At 63.1% G+C, this 15,347-nt stretch carries 8 protein-coding genes, 1 tRNA gene, 2 rRNA genes and 1 pseudogene; 9 read left to right on the top strand and 3 right to left on the bottom strand.

Going from position 1 to position 15,347, the window contains the following annotated elements; genetic code table 11:
* Positions 1–209 precede the first annotated feature (209 nt).
* Positions 210–280 (bottom strand) — tRNA-Gly (locus E3T48_RS00350).
* 71 nt (positions 281–351) lie between these two features.
* On the opposite strand from E3T48_RS00350, the pseudogene dcd reads away from it, so the two are divergent.
* Together dcd and E3T48_RS00340 are read left to right on the top strand one after the other, a co-directional pair.
* Positions 352–951: pseudogene (dcd, locus tag E3T48_RS00345) on the top strand (dCTP deaminase); the annotation flags it as partial.
* A 522-nt stretch (positions 952–1,473) separates the two neighbouring features.
* Entirely contained in the window at positions 1,474–1,995 is a 522-nt protein-coding gene (locus tag E3T48_RS00340) for a hypothetical protein (RefSeq protein ID WP_134521913.1), read from the top strand.
* Positions 1,996–2,112: 117 nt separating this feature from the next.
* Here E3T48_RS00340 and E3T48_RS00335 read toward each other — a convergent pair whose 3' ends face one another.
* Positions 2,113–2,919, bottom strand: coding sequence for an isocitrate lyase/PEP mutase family protein (locus E3T48_RS00335; protein ID WP_134521912.1), 807 nt, complete (start codon positions 2,917–2,919; stop codon positions 2,113–2,115).
* 72 nt (positions 2,920–2,991) lie between these two features.
* On the bottom strand, positions 2,992–4,317 hold the full coding sequence (locus tag E3T48_RS00330; RefSeq protein ID WP_134521911.1) for an MFS transporter: 1,326 nt from the start codon (positions 4,315–4,317) through the stop codon (positions 2,992–2,994).
* A gap of 209 nt (positions 4,318–4,526) precedes the next feature.
* Between E3T48_RS00330 and dnaK the strand changes: the two genes are divergently transcribed.
* The 7 genes from dnaK to E3T48_RS00295 all read left to right on the top strand — a co-directional run bounded on the left by dnaK (position 4,527) and on the right by E3T48_RS00295 (position 15,278).
* Positions 4,527–6,413: a molecular chaperone DnaK gene (gene dnaK, locus E3T48_RS00325; RefSeq protein ID WP_134521910.1), complete on the top strand. Its 1,887-nt coding sequence runs from the start codon at positions 4,527–4,529 to the stop codon at positions 6,411–6,413.
* Positions 6,413–7,003: a nucleotide exchange factor GrpE gene (locus E3T48_RS00320; RefSeq protein ID WP_134521909.1), complete on the top strand. Its 591-nt coding sequence runs from the start codon at positions 6,413–6,415 to the stop codon at positions 7,001–7,003. Before dnaK ends, E3T48_RS00320 begins: the two co-directional genes overlap by 1 nt.
* Positions 6,996–7,997 (top strand): DnaJ C-terminal domain-containing protein, encoded by a 1,002-nt coding sequence (locus E3T48_RS00315; RefSeq protein WP_134521908.1) that lies wholly within the window; start codon positions 6,996–6,998, stop codon positions 7,995–7,997. The genes E3T48_RS00320 and E3T48_RS00315 overlap by 8 nt, the downstream gene beginning before the upstream one ends.
* 2 nt (positions 7,998–7,999) lie before the next feature.
* The gene (locus E3T48_RS00310; RefSeq protein WP_134521907.1) at positions 8,000–8,419 is read left to right on the top strand and encodes a heat shock protein transcriptional repressor HspR; all 420 of its coding nucleotides are present in this window, start codon (positions 8,000–8,002) and stop codon (positions 8,417–8,419) included.
* Between the two features lie 6 nt (positions 8,420–8,425).
* On the top strand, positions 8,426–9,592 hold the full coding sequence (locus E3T48_RS00305; protein WP_134521906.1) for a class I SAM-dependent methyltransferase: 1,167 nt from the start codon (positions 8,426–8,428) through the stop codon (positions 9,590–9,592).
* Positions 9,593–10,152: 560 nt separating this feature from the next.
* A 16S ribosomal RNA gene (locus E3T48_RS00300) occupies positions 10,153–11,674 on the top strand.
* A gap of 474 nt (positions 11,675–12,148) precedes the next feature.
* Positions 12,149–15,278, top strand: a 23S ribosomal RNA gene (locus E3T48_RS00295).
* Together the 16S and 23S rRNA genes form the textbook arrangement of a ribosomal RNA operon.
* Positions 15,279–15,347 lie beyond the last annotated feature (69 nt).

The following is a 15,347-nucleotide window of genomic DNA, read 5'->3' as shown; positions in this document are numbered from 1 at the left end:
GCGCCGGAGCCGCTGACCGGCGGCTTCGCCTCGGGGCCGTCGTGGCGACCTACCCCAGGCACCTCCGGGGTTCCCCTGTGAACTCGGTCCAGTGGACGTGACGAACGGTAGCCCGGACGGCCGCTCCACTCCACCCAGGCAGAATAGCTCGTCTGCAAGCATGACGAGAGCGATTCCCGAAGCCACAACTTTTCACCGAGCCTCAACGGAGCGGATGACGGGAATCGAACCCGCGCTATCAGCTTGGGAAGCTGAAGTTCTACCATTGAACTACATCCGCGCGCCGGGTGAAGGGGTAAGCCAGCACCGAACCGTGCCAGCATATCAACTCCACGCCGTTAGGCTGGAACCGTGCTGCTCTCGGATCGCGACATCAAGGCTGAAATCGACGCGGAACGAATCCGTCTGGAGCCGTATCGGCCCGACATGATCCAGCCGTCGAGCATCGATGTGCGTCTGGACGGCTTCTTCCGCCTGTTCGACAACCATAAGTATCCGTACATCGACCCGGCCGAAGACCAGCCGGACCTCACCCGGCTGATCGAGACTCCCCGGGACGAGCCGTTCATCCTGCACCCGGGCGAGTTCGTACTCGGAGCCACCTACGAGAAGGTGAGCCTGCCCGACGACATCGCCGCCCGGCTCGAGGGCAAGAGCTCGTTGGGCCGCCTGGGCCTGCTCACCCACTCCACGGCCGGGTTCATCGACCCCGGCTTCGCCGGTCACGTCACGCTCGAACTGAGCAATGTCGCCACCCTGCCGATCAAGCTGTGGCCGGGGATGAAGATCGGCCAGCTGTGCTTCTTCCGGCTGAGCTCGCCGGCGGAGCGTCCCTACGGCTCGAGCGAGTACAGCTCCCGCTACCAGGGCCAGCGCGGGCCGACGGCGTCCCGGTCGTTCATGGGTTTTCACCGCACGGACGTCACGGTCTCGACAAGCTCGACCACCGGGGAGTGGCTCGGCCAGCGGGGAGTGGCTCGGCCAGCGGGGAGTGGCTCGGCCAGCGGGGAGTGGCTCGGCCAGCGGGGAGTGGCTCGGCCAGCGGGGAGTGGCTCGGCCAGCGGGGAGTGGCTCGGCCAGCGGGGAGTGGCTCGGCCAGCGGGGAGTGGCTCGGCCAGCGGGGAGTGGCTCGGCCAGCGGGGAGTGGCTCGGCCAGCGGGGAGTGGCTCGGCCAGCGGGGAGTGGCTCGGCCAGCGGGGAGTGGCTCGGCCAGCGGGGAGTGGCTCGGCCAGCGGGGAGTGGCTCGGCCAGCGGGGAGTGGCTCGGCCAGCGGGGAGTGGCTCGGCCAGCGGGGAGTGGCTCGGCCAGCGGGGAGTGGCTCGGCCAGCGGGGAGTGGCTCGGCCAGCGGGGAGTGGCTCGGCCAGCGGGGAGTGGCTCGGCCAGCGGGGAGTGGCCCGCCCACCGGGCCGGTTCGACCAGCGGCGAGTAGCCTCGTTCACACGGACGCAACATGCGCCCGGTAAAATCGTCTCATGACCACATCCGTGCCCCGCTTCACCGAGGCGCTCATCGCGCCGGGACCGACGCCTGAGTACCCGGGGCGGATGCGCCGGTTCGGCCAGCTCGTCGGAACCTGGGCGGCCAAGGGCTCGCGGCTCGACGAGGCCAGTGGCGCGTGGCGCGAACGCGACTTCACCTGGATCGTCGAATTCGTGCTCGACGGGCGCGCCGTGCAGGACATCGAGGTCGTCGTCAGCGACACCCATCCGAGCGGGTTCGAGACCGTGGCGATGGCCGTGCGGGTCTACGACCCGCACGCCGGCGCCTGGCGGGTCAGCTACTTCGCGCCGAAGATCGGGGAGTACTGCCACCTCGTGGCCACCCCGCACCGCAACGGCCTGCGCCAGGATGGCACGGGCACCGACGGCCGCCCGATCCGCTGGAACTTCGTCTCGATCACGGACGACGCCTACACCTGGGAGGGCTGGGTGTCCGACGACGAGGGCGCGACCTGGCTGCTCGTCGAGCACAACGAGGCCACCCGCATCCGTTAGTCAGCCGAGCGCGCCCGTAGCGCCGCTGCGCGCCAGGCGCTCCAGGCGCGCAGCGGCGCAACTGGAGCGCTCACCGCTGCGACTGCCGCCGAGTGGACCGCGCGGGCGGGTTCGGGGTCAGGGGGCGAGGGCGAAGGGAAAGGCGAGGTCGGTGGGGTAGTCGCCGAGGGAGGTGAGCTGCGACGCGGAGCGTTGCAACGCCGCGAGGGTGAGGCCGAGCGAGCCAGGGCCGAAGCTGACCCGGGAGACGCCGAGTTCGGCGAGGCGGGCCAGCGGCACGGCCCCCGGATGCCCGATCACCGAGATCCGGCCGTTGACCTCGTCCAGGGCGCGCTTCACCTTGTTCTCGTCATTCAGACCGAGGAAGAAGATCACATCGGCACCCGCGTCGAGGTAGGCGTTCGCGCGTTCGACGGCTTCGTCCCACTCGCCGCCGCCGGCCAGGGTGTCCACGCGCGCGTTGATCACGAGCGGGATGCCGGTCGCTTCCGCGGCGGTGCGGGCTGCGGACACCCGCGCGGCCGCGGTCGGAATGTCGAACTGGGGAGCCTTCGGCGCGCCGATCGAGTCCTCAAGATTGATGCCGACGGCACCGGACTCCTCGATCAGGCGGCGCACGTTGCGGGCCACGCCCGCGGCATCCGGGGCGTAGCCCTTCTCGAAGTCGACCGAGACCGGCAGGTCGACCGCGTCGATGATCAGGCGTGCCGCGGCGATGGCTTCGTTGACGCTGAGACCCTCACCGTCCTGCAGCCCGCGCGCATTCGACACCGAATGCGACGCAGTCGCGAGGGCCTTCACGCCGGGCGCCTGCGCCACGACCCTGGCGGTGATGGCGTCCCAGACGTTCGTGACAATCAGCGGGGACCCTGGAACGTGCAGCGCGTTGAGGAGTTCGGCCTTCTGGATCTGCAAGGTAGTCATGACTCCAGCCTGACAAGGAAGATCGGCTCAGACGAGAGTTCAGGGTATCTCCAGACAACAAACAGGATTCGCTCAGCCGATTTGATCCTGCTTCGGCTTCACCGGAATCAGCACGAGCAGGCCGACCAACAAGACGAGCACGATTCCGAGGATGCCCCAGTAGGTCTCCCCGAAGATCGTGACCATCAGCGCGAACATGGTCGGGGCGAGGAAGCTCACCGCGCGGCCGGTGGTCGCGTAGAGGCCGAATACCTCGCCCTCGCGCCCCGGCGGAATCAGCCGGGCCAGGAAGGTGCGACTGGCCGACTGGGCAGGGCCCACGAAGAGGGTCAGCGCCAGCCCCGCGGTCCAGAACACGATCTGCCCGCCGTCGTGCAGGAAGAAGACCAGCCCGCCGCAGACGATCAGGCCGACCAGGGCCGTCACGATCACGGGTTTCGCGCCCAGCCGATCGTCGAGCACGCCGACGCTGATCGTCGCGATGCCCGCGACCACGTTCGCCGCGATCGCGAAGATGATCACCTCGCCGGGCGAGAATCCGAAGACGGATGCCGCGAGCACCCCGCCGAAGGTGAACACCCCGGCCAGGCCGTCCCGGAACACTGCGCTCGCGATCAGGAAGTAGACCGTGTGCCGGCTGGTCTTCCAGAGCCGCGCGATGTCCTGGCCGAGCACGACGTAGGAGCGGAGGAAGCCCACCCGTTCCCGCCGCACGGTGGCGGGAGAGTGGTATTCGGGCACGGTGAGCAGCACCGGCAGGGCGAACAGGCCGAACCAGGCCGCCGCGATCAGCATCGCCACCCGGACCGAGAGGCCGTTCTCCCCGGTCACCCCGAACAGGCCCACCTCGGGCTGGATGAAGCCGAAGTAGACGATGAGCAGCAGCACGATCCCGCCGATGTAGCCCATTCCCCAGCCGAAGCCGCTGACCTTGCCGATCGTGCGCGGTGTGGAGACCTGGGCGAGCATGGCGTTGTAATTGACGCCCGCGAATTCGAAGAAGACGTTGCCGGCGGCCACCAGGAACAGCCCGAGCAGCAGGAAGTCGGGCGAGGCCTGCACGAAGAACATCGCGGCGGTGATGATTACGACGATGAACGTGTTCACTCCCAGCCACAGCTTGCGCCGCCCGGAGGTGTCAGAGCGCTGCCCGGTGATCGGCGCGAGAACCGCCACCAGGAAACCGGCGATCGCCAGGGCCCAGCCCAGCTGCGCCGAGATCACGTCCTTGTCGCCGAAGGACGACCCCGTGATGTAGACGGTGAAGACGAAGGTGGTGACGACCGCGTTGAACGCCGCGGAGCCCCAGTCCCAGAAGCTCCAGGCCACCACACGGCGGCGGCTCGTCTCGTGTGGCGACACCTGGGCATCCGTGCCGCCCTGCGCAATCCCGGTCATGCGCCCAGAGTAGTGGGCGGCGGCCACAAATCGGGGGAAACCGTGAAGCCTTCTTCCCCGACTCAAAGTTGAGTCGTTCACACTCAACTTTCAGCTGGCTGGCTTGACTCGGATTTGTGCTGATGCCACACTTGAGCCATTACCACTCAAGTCTGAGAAATCATACCGATCGATCACGCTGAGAAAAAACTTTGAAGGAGAACGCACACATGGCCCGTGCAGTAGGCATCGACCTCGGAACCACCAACTCTGTGGTGGCCGTCCTCGAGGGTGGAGAACCCACCGTCATCGCAAACGCCGAAGGCTTCCGGACCACACCGTCCGTCGTCGCCTTCACCAAGGACGGCGAGGTGCTGGTCGGCGAGACCGCCAAGCGCCAGGCCGTCACCAACGTCGACCGCACCATCTCGTCGGTCAAGCGCCACGTCGGCACCAACTGGGACGTCGCCATCGACGACAAGAAGTACACCCCGCAGGAGATCTCCGCCCGCATCCTGGCCAAGCTCAAGCGCGACGCCGAGCAGTACCTGGGCGACAAGGTGACGGATGCCGTCATCACCGTTCCCGCGTACTTCAACGACGCCGAGCGACAGGCCACCAAGGAGGCCGGTGAGATCGCTGGTCTCAACGTGCTCCGCATCATCAACGAGCCGACCGCCGCAGCCCTGGCCTACGGCCTCGACCGCGGCAAGGAAGACGAGCTCATCCTGGTCTTCGACCTCGGTGGCGGAACCTTCGACGTCTCCCTCCTCGAGGTGGGCAAGGACGACGACTTCTCCACCATCCAGGTGCGCTCGACCGCCGGCGACAACCGCCTCGGCGGCGACGACTGGGACCAGCGCATCGTCGACCACCTGATCAAGAAGTTCAAGGAAACCACCGGCGTCGACGTCTCCAAGGACAAGATCGCCAAGCAGCGCCTCAAGGAGGCCGCGGAGCAGGCCAAGAAGGAACTCTCCAGCAGCATGTCGGCCAGCATCCAGCTGCCCTACCTCTCGCTGACCGAGAACGGCCCCGCGAACCTCGACGAGACGCTCACCCGCGCTCAGTTCGAGAAGATGACCGAAGACCTGCTCGACCGCACCAAGAAGCCGTTCCAGGACGTCATCCGTGAGGCCGGCGTCAAGGTGGAGGACATCGCGCACGTCGTTCTCGTCGGCGGTTCCACCCGCATGCCCGCCGTCTACGAGCTCGTCAAGAGCGAGACCGGCGGCAAGGACCCGAACAAGGGCGTCAACCCCGATGAGGTCGTCGCCGTCGGTGCCGCACTCCAGGCCGGGGTGCTGAAGGGTGAGCGCAAGGACGTCCTGCTCATCGACGTCACCCCGCTGAGCCTCGGCATCGAAACCAAGGGCGGCATCATGACGCGCCTGATCGAGCGCAACACGGCCATCCCGACCAAGCGCAGCGAGACGTTCACCACGGCCGACGACAACCAGCCGTCCGTGGCGATCCAGGTCTTCCAGGGCGAGCGCGAGTTCACCCGCGACAACAAGAACCTGGGCACGTTCGAGCTGACCGGCATCGCGCCGGCCCCACGCGGCATCCCGCAGGTGGAGGTCACCTTCGACCTCGACGCCAACGGCATCGTGCACGTGTCCGCCAAGGACAAGGGCACCGGCAAGGAGCAGTCGATGACCATCACCGGCGGCTCGTCGCTGGCGAAGGAGGACATCGAGCGCATGGTGCGCGAGGGTGAGGAGCACGCCGCGGAGGACAAGCGCCGCCGCGAGGCAGCCGAGACCCGCAACACCGCCGAGCAGCTCGCCTACTCGATCGAGAAGCTGATCAAGGAGAACAACGAGAAGCTGCCAGAGGAGGTCAAGACCGAGGTCCAGGCCGACGTCGACGCCCTCAAGTCCGCACTCGCCGGAGACGACGACGCGGCCGTGAAGACCGCGTTCGACAAGCTCAACGAGAGCCAGGGCAAGATCGGCGAGGCCATCTACAAGTCCAGCCAGGCGGATGCCGCAACGCCTCCCGCCGACGCCGGGGAACCGACCGCCGAGTCAGCCAAGGCCGATGAGGACGTCGTTGACGCCGAGGTCGTCGACGACGAGGACGACCCTTCGACCAGCTCAGGAACCAAGCAGTAATGGCAGACGACAAGCGTCCTGAGGACGAGCCGTTCGAGGAGGGGGTGCCCGCCGAGGGTGCCCCCGGGACGGACCACGCCGCGGAGACCGGTGCTCCGGCCGACGGGATCGACGAGGACGAACTCACCGTCCAGGACATCCTCGACGCCGCCGACCGCGAAGCCGCGGAGCCGTCCGACGAGCACCTCGCCGACCTGAAGCGGGTCACCGCGGAATACGCGAACTACCGCAAGCGCACCGAGGCGAACCGCGAGGCCCTGCGCGAGCGCGTCACCGTGGATGTCGTCAAGGGCCTGATCCCGGTGCTCGACGACCTCGACCGGGCCGAGAAGCACGGCGACCTGGTCGCCGACACGGCCTTCAGCACCATTGCCGCCAAACTGCGGGCGAGCGTGGAGCGCCTCGGCGTGACGCCGTTCGGCGCGGTGGGGGAGCCCTTCGACCCGAACGTGCACGAGGCGATCTTCCAGTTGCCCAGCACGGACGTGGAGGCGGACACCGTCGGCGATGTGGTCGAGACCGGCTACTTCCTCGGCTCGACGCTCCTGCGTGTGGCCAAGGTCGTAGTCCAGGTACCGAGCGATGGCTAGCCAGGACTGGTTTGACAAGGACTTCTACAAGGTCCTGGGTGTCGCGAAGGATGTCACCCCGGCCGAGCTGAAGAAGGCCTACCGGAAGCTGGCCCGCAAGTATCACCCGGACTCCAATCCGGGCAACCCGGCGGCCGAGGCGAAGTTCAAGGAAATCAGCGAGGCCCACTCGGTGATCGGCGACCCTGCGCAGCGCAAGGAATACGACGCCGTGCGCGCCATGGGCGGTGGAGCACGCTTCACCGCCCCCCGGGGCGGCGGCGGGCAGGCCGGCGGCTTCGACGACGTGTTCGGCGGCATGTTCGGCGGAGGAGCACGGCAACAGGGGTACTCCTACGAGCAGGGCGGCTACGACGACCTCCTCGGCGGAATGTTCGGCCGTGGTGGTGGTGGTGGCGGTTTCGGCAGCACGAGCGGCGGCTTCCGCGGCTACGGCGGCCCGACCCGCGGCCGGGACGTCATCGCGTCGACCACCGTCGACTTCATCACGGCCACCCACGGGGACCAGATCACCCTGCAGACGCAGGATGGTCGCGCGATCAAGGTGAAGATCCCGGCCGGTGTCGCGGATGGCCAGAAGATCAAGCTCCGCGGCCAGGGCCAGCACAGCCCTGACGGCGGCGAATCCGGCGACATCGTGCTCACGGTCTCGGTGCGCAAGCATCCGGTCTTCGAGCGCGAGGGCCTCAACCTCCGGGTGGCCGTTCCGGTCACCTTCGTCGAGGCCGCGCTGGGCGCGACGATCGAGGTGCCCACCCTCGGCGGCCCTCCGGTCAAGCTGCGGATCGCACCGGGCACCCCGAGTGGCCGAGTCCTGCGAGTCAAGGGGCGCGGGGTCGTGACGCCCAAGGGCACCGGCGACCTGCTCGCCGAGGTGCAGGTTGCCGTGCCGTCGCACCTGTCCAAGGACGCCGAGGAGAAACTCGAGGCGTTCGCGGCCGCCCTGCCGAAGGAGAACCCGCGCGACGACCTCCTGGCGAAGGCGAGAGACTAGCGGTGGACGAAAACACCCGGGTCTTCGTGATCTCGATGGCGGCAGAGCTTGCGGGCATGCACCCGCAAACCCTGCGCCAGTACGACCGCCTGGGGCTGGTGAGCCCAGACCGCACCCCCGGTCGGTCCCGCCGGTACTCCATGCGGGACGTGGCGAAGTTGCGCGAGATCGCGGACCTGGGTGCCGAGGGTGTGAGTCTGGAGGGAATCCGGCGCATCCTCGAATTGGAAGACCACGTTCGCGGGCTCGAATCCCGCCTGCGTGAACTCGAGGCGGCCCTCGCCGACGAGTTGCTCAACCGCCCGGGCCGCCGCGTCTTCGCGGCGGGCTCGGCCGGGGAGGTCATCTCGATGCGCGCCGGCACCCGCAGCAGACGCTCGAACCAGATCGTGATCTGGCGCCCGCTCGGCCACAAGGAGTAGCGCCGCATGACGCATCCGGCCGGGGCGGCGGACGAGCCGTCCCCCTTTGCTTTCGACCGGCTGCGCCGCTACCCGGACGTGGAGGCCGACAACCTCTTCGCCGTGGATGCGAGCGACCGGCTGATCCTCGATGAGGCGGCCGGCGCCGTCGCGTCCGCGGCCCCCGGCGAAGTCGTCGTGATCGAGGACCGATACGGCGCCCTGACCCTGGGCGCGGCGTACCTCGGCGGAGCCCGCGGCATCCGGGTGCACCAGGACGTGCTCTCGGGGGAACTCGCCCTGGCCCGCAACGCCGCCGACGCCGGTCTGACCGGCGTGTTCCGTTCGCTGGGCCTCACGGAGGAGCTGCTGGCCGGCGCCAGGGTCGTGCTGCTTCAGCTCCCGCGGAGCCTGTCGGCCCTCGACGAGATCGCCGGTGCCATCGCCCGGTATGCCGTCGCCGACGTCACCGTCTTTGCGGGTGGCCGGATCAAGCACATGGCACCGGCCATGAACGGGGTGCTCGCCCGCCACTTCACCCGGCTGGACGTGGCCCCTGCGCGGCAGAAGTCACGGTTGCTGGTCGCGACCGGCCCGATCCGGCCCGCGTCGGCCGGAACCACCCCGGACTGGCCGCACTCCCAGCGCCACGACGACCTGGCCATCACGGTCTGCGCGCACGGAGCGGCGTTCGCCGGGACCACCGTCGACATCGGCACCCGCTACCTGCTCGAGTTTCTGGGTCGGATGAAACCGGGAGCCCGAACGGCAATCGACCTCGGCTGCGGCACCGGCGTGCTCGCGGCAGGCCTGGCCCTGCGCCGCCCCGAGCTCACCGTCCTCGCCGCCGACCAGTCGGCGGCCGCCGTCGCATCGGCCGGCGCCACCATGGCCGCCAACGGCCTGACCGACCGCGTGAGGGTGATCCGGGACGACGCCCTCGCGAACCGGCCGGATGCCTCCGCCGAGCTGATCCTGTTGAACCCGCCCTTCCACATCGGGTCGTCGGTCCACGCCGGCATCGCACTCAAGCTCTTCCATGACGCGGCCAGGGTGCTCGCGCCCGGCGGCGAACTGTGGACGGTCTGGAACACCCACCTCGGCTATCGCCCGGCGCTCACCCGCATCGTCGGACCCACGCACCAGGTCGGACGGAACACCAAGTTCACCGTCACGGTTTCCACCCGATCCTGACCGGTCACGCACTGGCGCGGGACCGTCAGCCGGGCCTGTGCTGACTCGCATCCGGAGGCGACACGCCCGGGATGTAGCAGTGAGTTGCGGCCCCCTGGGATTCACCGTAATGTCATTCAAGTCACCCCACAGGTTCGGAAAGCGGATGTGCTTACCGGCCTCAAGCGGGACCACTCCCAAGTCAAAATCTGCCAGTCGGATTCTGCCTTGATGATGTTGTGTTGAGTCCCTTCACCGGGACCGAATACGACAACAAGAAACAACAGGAAGAGCCCCGAAGCGACAGCCCATTTGGGCCTGATGTTGGGTGCGTCCGATCCTTGAGAACTCAACAGCGTGCACAATGTCAAATGCCAAAAACCTCGTGGTTTGGATCCGTTTCTAGCGGTGAAGGGCCAGGAGATTCCTTTGGAAAACATTTTAACAACAAAGCAAGTCAGTAATGATTTGTTCTGTCAGTTTCAAACTTGTGTCTGGTCCGCCTATTCCGGTGGTCGGGCACACTGGATGTGCCGGTCGGTCCCTGAGCTTGTCGAAGGGTCTGGCTGTGCAGTTAAACATTTACGGAGAGTTTGATCCTGGCTCAGGACGAACGCTGGCGGCGTGCTTAACACATGCAAGTCGAACGATGATGAGGAGCTTGCTTCTCTGATTAGTGGCGAACGGGTGAGTAACACGTGAGCAATCTGCCCTTGACTCTGGGATAAGCGTTGGAAACGACGTCTAATACCGGATACGACCTTGGAAGGCATCTTCTGGGGTGGAAAGAATTTTGGTCAAGGATGAGCTCGCGGCCTATCAGCTTGTTGGTGAGGTAATGGCTCACCAAGGCGACGACGGGTAGCCGGCCTGAGAGGGTGACCGGCCACACTGGGACTGAGACACGGCCCAGACTCCTACGGGAGGCAGCAGTGGGGAATATTGCACAATGGGCGAAAGCCTGATGCAGCAACGCCGCGTGAGGGACGACGGCCTTCGGGTTGTAAACCTCTTTTAGTAGGGAAGAAGCGTAAAAGTGACGGTACCTGCAGAAAAAGCACCGGCTAACTACGTGCCAGCAGCCGCGGTAATACGTAGGGTGCAAGCGTTGTCCGGAATTATTGGGCGTAAAGAGCTCGTAGGCGGTTTGTCGCGTCTGCTGTGAAAACCCGAGGCTCAACCTCGGGCCTGCAGTGGGTACGGGCAGACTAGAGTGCGGTAGGGGAGATTGGAATTCCTGGTGTAGCGGTGGAATGCGCAGATATCAGGAGGAACACCAATGGCGAAGGCAGATCTCTGGGCCGTAACTGACGCTGAGGAGCGAAAGCATGGGGAGCGAACAGGATTAGATACCCTGGTAGTCCATGCCGTAAACGTTGGGAACTAGATGTGGGGACCATTCCACGGTCTCCGTGTCGCAGCTAACGCATTAAGTTCCCCGCCTGGGGAGTACGGCCGCAAGGCTAAAACTCAAAGGAATTGACGGGGGCCCGCACAAGCGGCGGAGCATGCGGATTAATTCGATGCAACGCGAAGAACCTTACCAAGGCTTGACATATAGAGGAAACGTCTGGAAACAGTCGCCCCGCAAGGTCTCTATACAGGTGGTGCATGGTTGTCGTCAGCTCGTGTCGTGAGATGTTGGGTTAAGTCCCGCAACGAGCGCAACCCTCGTCCTATGTTGCCAGCACGTAATGGTGGGAACTCATGGGATACTGCCGGGGTCAACTCGGAGGAAGGTGGGGATGACGTCAAATCATCATGCCCCTTATGTCTTGGGCTTCACGCATGCTACAATGGCCGGTACAAAGGGCTGCAATACCGTAAGGTGGAGCGAATCCCAAAAAGCCGGTCTCAGTTCGGATTGAGGTCTGCAACTCGACCTCATGAAGTCGGAGTCGCTAGTAATCGCAGATCAGCAACGCTGCGGTGAATACGTTCCCGGGCCTTGTACACACCGCCCGTCAAGTCATGAAAGTCGGTAACACCCGAAGCCAGTGGCCTAACCCGTAAGGGGAGGAGCTGTCGAAGGTGGGATCGGTGATTAGGACTAAGTCGTAACAAGGTAGCCGTACCGGAAGGTGCGGCTGGATCACCTCCTTTCTAAGGAGCACAGCAGTGCCGTCTGTCTACAGCGGAACACCACTGCCAAGCCATTTCGGGGACACCTGTTTCCCGGTGGCGCTCATGGGTGGAACATTGACATTGATGCAGGTCTAGAACGTGAGATCCCGGTACGCTCCGCTGTTGTTTACAGCAGGGGAGTTGGACAGGGTTGAGCGTCGAGGGTTTGCATATTGCACGCTGTTGGGTCCTGAGGGACCGGAACAACTTGGGCTTCGGCCTGGTTGGACTGTTCCTCTGGACCTTTTCTTGTTCACATCATTCGTGGGCAGGTGAGGGTACCGCCCGTACTTTGAGAACTACACAGTGGACGCGAGCATCTTAAATTTGATCGGACTTTTTGTCCGACAGATTACAAAGATCAACGCACTCGTAAGAGTGTTAGATCATTGGTCAATTTCGACCGTGAGACTTTCGAGTCTTATGGTTCTTAATCGATTCAAACTCATGTGATTTCAAATTTTCAAGAGCAAACGGTGAATGCCTTGGCATGTAGAGCCGAAGAAGGACGTAGTAATCTGCGATAAGCCTCGGGGAGTTGATAAACGAACTGTGATCCGAGGATGTCCGAATGGGGAAACCCCGTCAGGCCCGTGAGGTGACCTGGTGACTCCCGCCTGAATATATAGGGCGGGTAGAGGGAACGTGGGGAAGTGAAACATCTCAGTACCCACAGGAAGAGAAAACAATAGTGATTCCGTTAGTAGTGGCGAGCGAAACCGGATGAGGCTAAACCGATCATGTGTGATAGCCGGCAGGTGTTGCATGGTCGGGGTTGCGGGACTTTTCTGCTGCTTCTGCCGAAGCGTAAGGGTTAGAACGTTGTATAGACGAACAGGATTGAAAGCCTGGTCGAAGAGGGTGCGAACCCCGTAGTCGAAATGCAGCAATCGCCCGAAGAGTATCCCAAGTAGCACGGGGCCCGAGAAATCCCGTGTGAATCTGTCAGGACCACCTGATAAGCCTAAATACTCCTACATGACCGATAGTGAACAAGTACCGTGAGGGAAAGGTGAAAAGTACCCCGGGAGGGGAGTGAAATAGTACCTGAAACCGTTTGCTTACAAACCGTTGGAGCCAGCTTTGTTCTGGTGACAGCGTGCCTTTTGAAGAATGAGCCTGCGAGTTAGTGATATGTGGCGAGCTTAACCCGTGAGGGGAATGCGTAGCGAAAGCGAGTCTGAATAGGGCGATTCAGTCGCATGTCCTAGACCCGAAGCGAAGTGATCTATCCATGGCCAGGTTGAAGCGACGGTAAGACGTCGTGGAGGACCGAACCCACTTCAGTTGAAAATGGAGGGGATGAGCTGTGGATAGGGGTGAAAGGCCAATCAAACTTCGTGATAGCTGGTTCTCTCCGAAATGCATTTAGGTGCAGCGTTGCGTGTTTCTTGCCGGAGGTAGAGCTACTGGATGGCCGATGGGGCCTAAAAGCTTACTGACGTCAGCCAAACTCCGAATGCCGGTAAGTGAGAGCGCAGCAGTGAGACGGTGGGGGATAAGCTTCATCGTCGAGAGGGAAACAACCCAGACCACCAACTAAGGTCCCAAAGCGCGTGCTAAGTGGGAAAGGATGTGGAGTTGCACAGACAACCAGGAGGTTGGCTTAGAAGCAGCCACCCTTGAAAGAGTGCGTAATAGCTCACTGGTCAAGTGATTCCGCGCCGACAATGTAACGGGGCTCAAGCACGCCACCGAAGTTGTGGCATTGATATTTTTGGTAAGCCGCACCCTTGTGGTGTTGGTTCAGCCGTGTTGATGGGTAGGAGAGCGTCGTGTGGCCAGCGAAGCGGCGGTGTAAACCAGCCGTGGAGGCTACACGAGTGAGAATGCAGGCATGAGTAGCGAAAGGCGGGTGAGAAACCCGTCCTCCGAAAGATCAAGGTTTCCAGGGCCAGGCTAATCCGCCCTGGGTAAGTCGGGACCTAAGGCGAGGCCGACAGGCGTAGTCGATGGACAACGGGTTTATATTCCCGTACTGGCGAAAAACCGTCCAAGCTAATCCAGTAATGCTAAGCATCTGAATCTCACTGACCAAAGCCTTCGGGTGGAGGGGGTGGGCCTAGCGTGCGACCCTATGCTGGTGCGGTTAGCGTATTAACAGGTGTGACGCAGGAAGGTAGCTGAGCCGGGCGATGGTTGTCCCGGTCTAAGGATGTAGGCCGAGAGATAGGCAAATCCGTCTCTCATATAAGGCTGAGACCCGATGGGTAGTCCTCACGGACGAAATCAGTGATCCTATGCTGCCAAGAAAAGCATCGACGCGAGGTTTTAGTCACCCGTACCCCAAACCGACTCAGGTGATCAGGTAGAGAATACTAAGGAGATCGAGAGAATCGTGGTTAAGGAACTCGGCAAAATGCCCCCGTAACTTCGGGAGAAGGGGGGCCTGAGGCGTGAAAGGACTTAGCTCCTAGAGCGTTCGAAGGCCGCAGAGACCAGTGGGAAGCGACTGTTTACTAAAAACACAGGTCCGTGCCAAGTCGCAAGACGATGTATACGGACTGACGCCTGCCCGGTGCTGGAAGGTTAAGAGGAACGGTTAGCCGCAAGGCGAAGCTGAGAATTTAAGCCCCAGTAAACGGCGGTGGTAACTATAACCATCCTAAGGTAGCGAAATTCCTTGTCGGGTAAGTTCCGACCTGCACGAATGGCGTAACGACTTCCCAGCTGTCTCAACCGCGAACTCGGCGAAATTGCATTACGAGTAAAGATGCTCGTTACGCGCAGCAGGACGGAAAGACCCCGTGACCTTTACTACAGCTTGGTATTGGTGTTCGGTGTGGCTTGTGTAGGATAGGTGGGAGACTGTGAAGCTTGGACGCTAGTTCGAGTGGAGTCAACGTTGAAATACCACTCTGGTCATATTGGATATCTAACTTCGAACCGTGATCCGGTTCAGGGACAGTGCCTGGTGGGTAGTTTAACTGGGGCGGTTGCCTCCTAAAAAGTAACGGAGGCGCCCAAAGGTTCCCTCAACCTGGTTGGCAATCAGGTGTCGAGTGTAAGTGCACAAGGGAGCTTGACTGTGAGACTGACAAGTCGAGCAGGGACGAAAGTCGGGACTAGTGATCCGGCAGTGGCTTGTGGAAGCGCTGTCGCTCAACGGATAAAAGGTACCTCGGGGATAACAGGCTGATCTTGCCCAAGAGTCCATATCGACGGCATGGTTTGGCACCTCGATGTCGGCTCGTCGCATCCTGGGGCTGGAGTAGGTCCCAAGGGTTGGGCTGTTCGCCCATTAAAGCGGTACGCGAGCTGGGTTTAGAACGTCGTGAGACAGTTCGGTCCCTATCCGCTGCGCGCGCAGGAAATTTGAGAAGATCTATCCCTAGTACGAGAGGACCGGGATGGACGAACCTCTGGTGTGTCAGTTGTTCCGCCAGGAGCACCGCTGATTAGCTACGTTCGGAACGGATAACCGCTGAAAGCATCTAAGCGGGAAGCCGGCTTCGAGATGAGATTTCCATCCCTTCGGGGGAGAGGCTCGCAGCTAGACTACTGCGTTGATAGGCCGGATGTGGAAGAGGGGACTAAAGACCCTTGGAGCTGACCGGTACTAATAAGCCAACAATTTGATAACACACCAGTTTGAATAAGCTGCAAGCGTCCACTATGTGGTTCTCGATGTACGGTCGAGAACAACGCCCTC

The organism is Cryobacterium fucosi, assembly GCF_004403515.1.
Taxonomy (GTDB): Bacteria; Actinomycetota; Actinomycetes; order Actinomycetales; family Microbacteriaceae; genus Cryobacterium; species Cryobacterium fucosi.
The sequence above is the reverse complement of the archived record's forward strand: the minus strand, read 5'-3'. Positions and strand labels throughout refer to the sequence as shown.

Excerpts from the sequence above, each read along its gene's own strand:
- E3T48_RS00320 (WP_134521909.1), top strand. The coding sequence starts at position 6,413 with ATGGCAGACGACAAGCGTCCTGAGGACGAGCCGTTCGAGGAGGGGGTG.
- E3T48_RS00315 (WP_134521908.1), top strand. The coding sequence starts at position 6,996 with ATGGCTAGCCAGGACTGGTTTGACAAGGACTTCTACAAGGTCCTGGGT.
- dnaK (WP_134521910.1), top strand. The coding sequence starts at position 4,527 with ATGGCCCGTGCAGTAGGCATCGACCTCGGAACCACCAACTCTGTGGTG.
- E3T48_RS00335 (WP_134521912.1), bottom strand. The coding sequence starts at position 2,919 with ATGACTACCTTGCAGATCCAGAAGGCCGAACTCCTCAACGCGCTGCAC.
- E3T48_RS00305 (WP_134521906.1), top strand. The coding sequence starts at position 8,426 with ATGACGCATCCGGCCGGGGCGGCGGACGAGCCGTCCCCCTTTGCTTTC.
- E3T48_RS00340 (WP_134521913.1), top strand. The coding sequence starts at position 1,474 with ATGACCACATCCGTGCCCCGCTTCACCGAGGCGCTCATCGCGCCGGGA.
- E3T48_RS00330 (WP_134521911.1), bottom strand. The coding sequence starts at position 4,317 with ATGACCGGGATTGCGCAGGGCGGCACGGATGCCCAGGTGTCGCCACAC.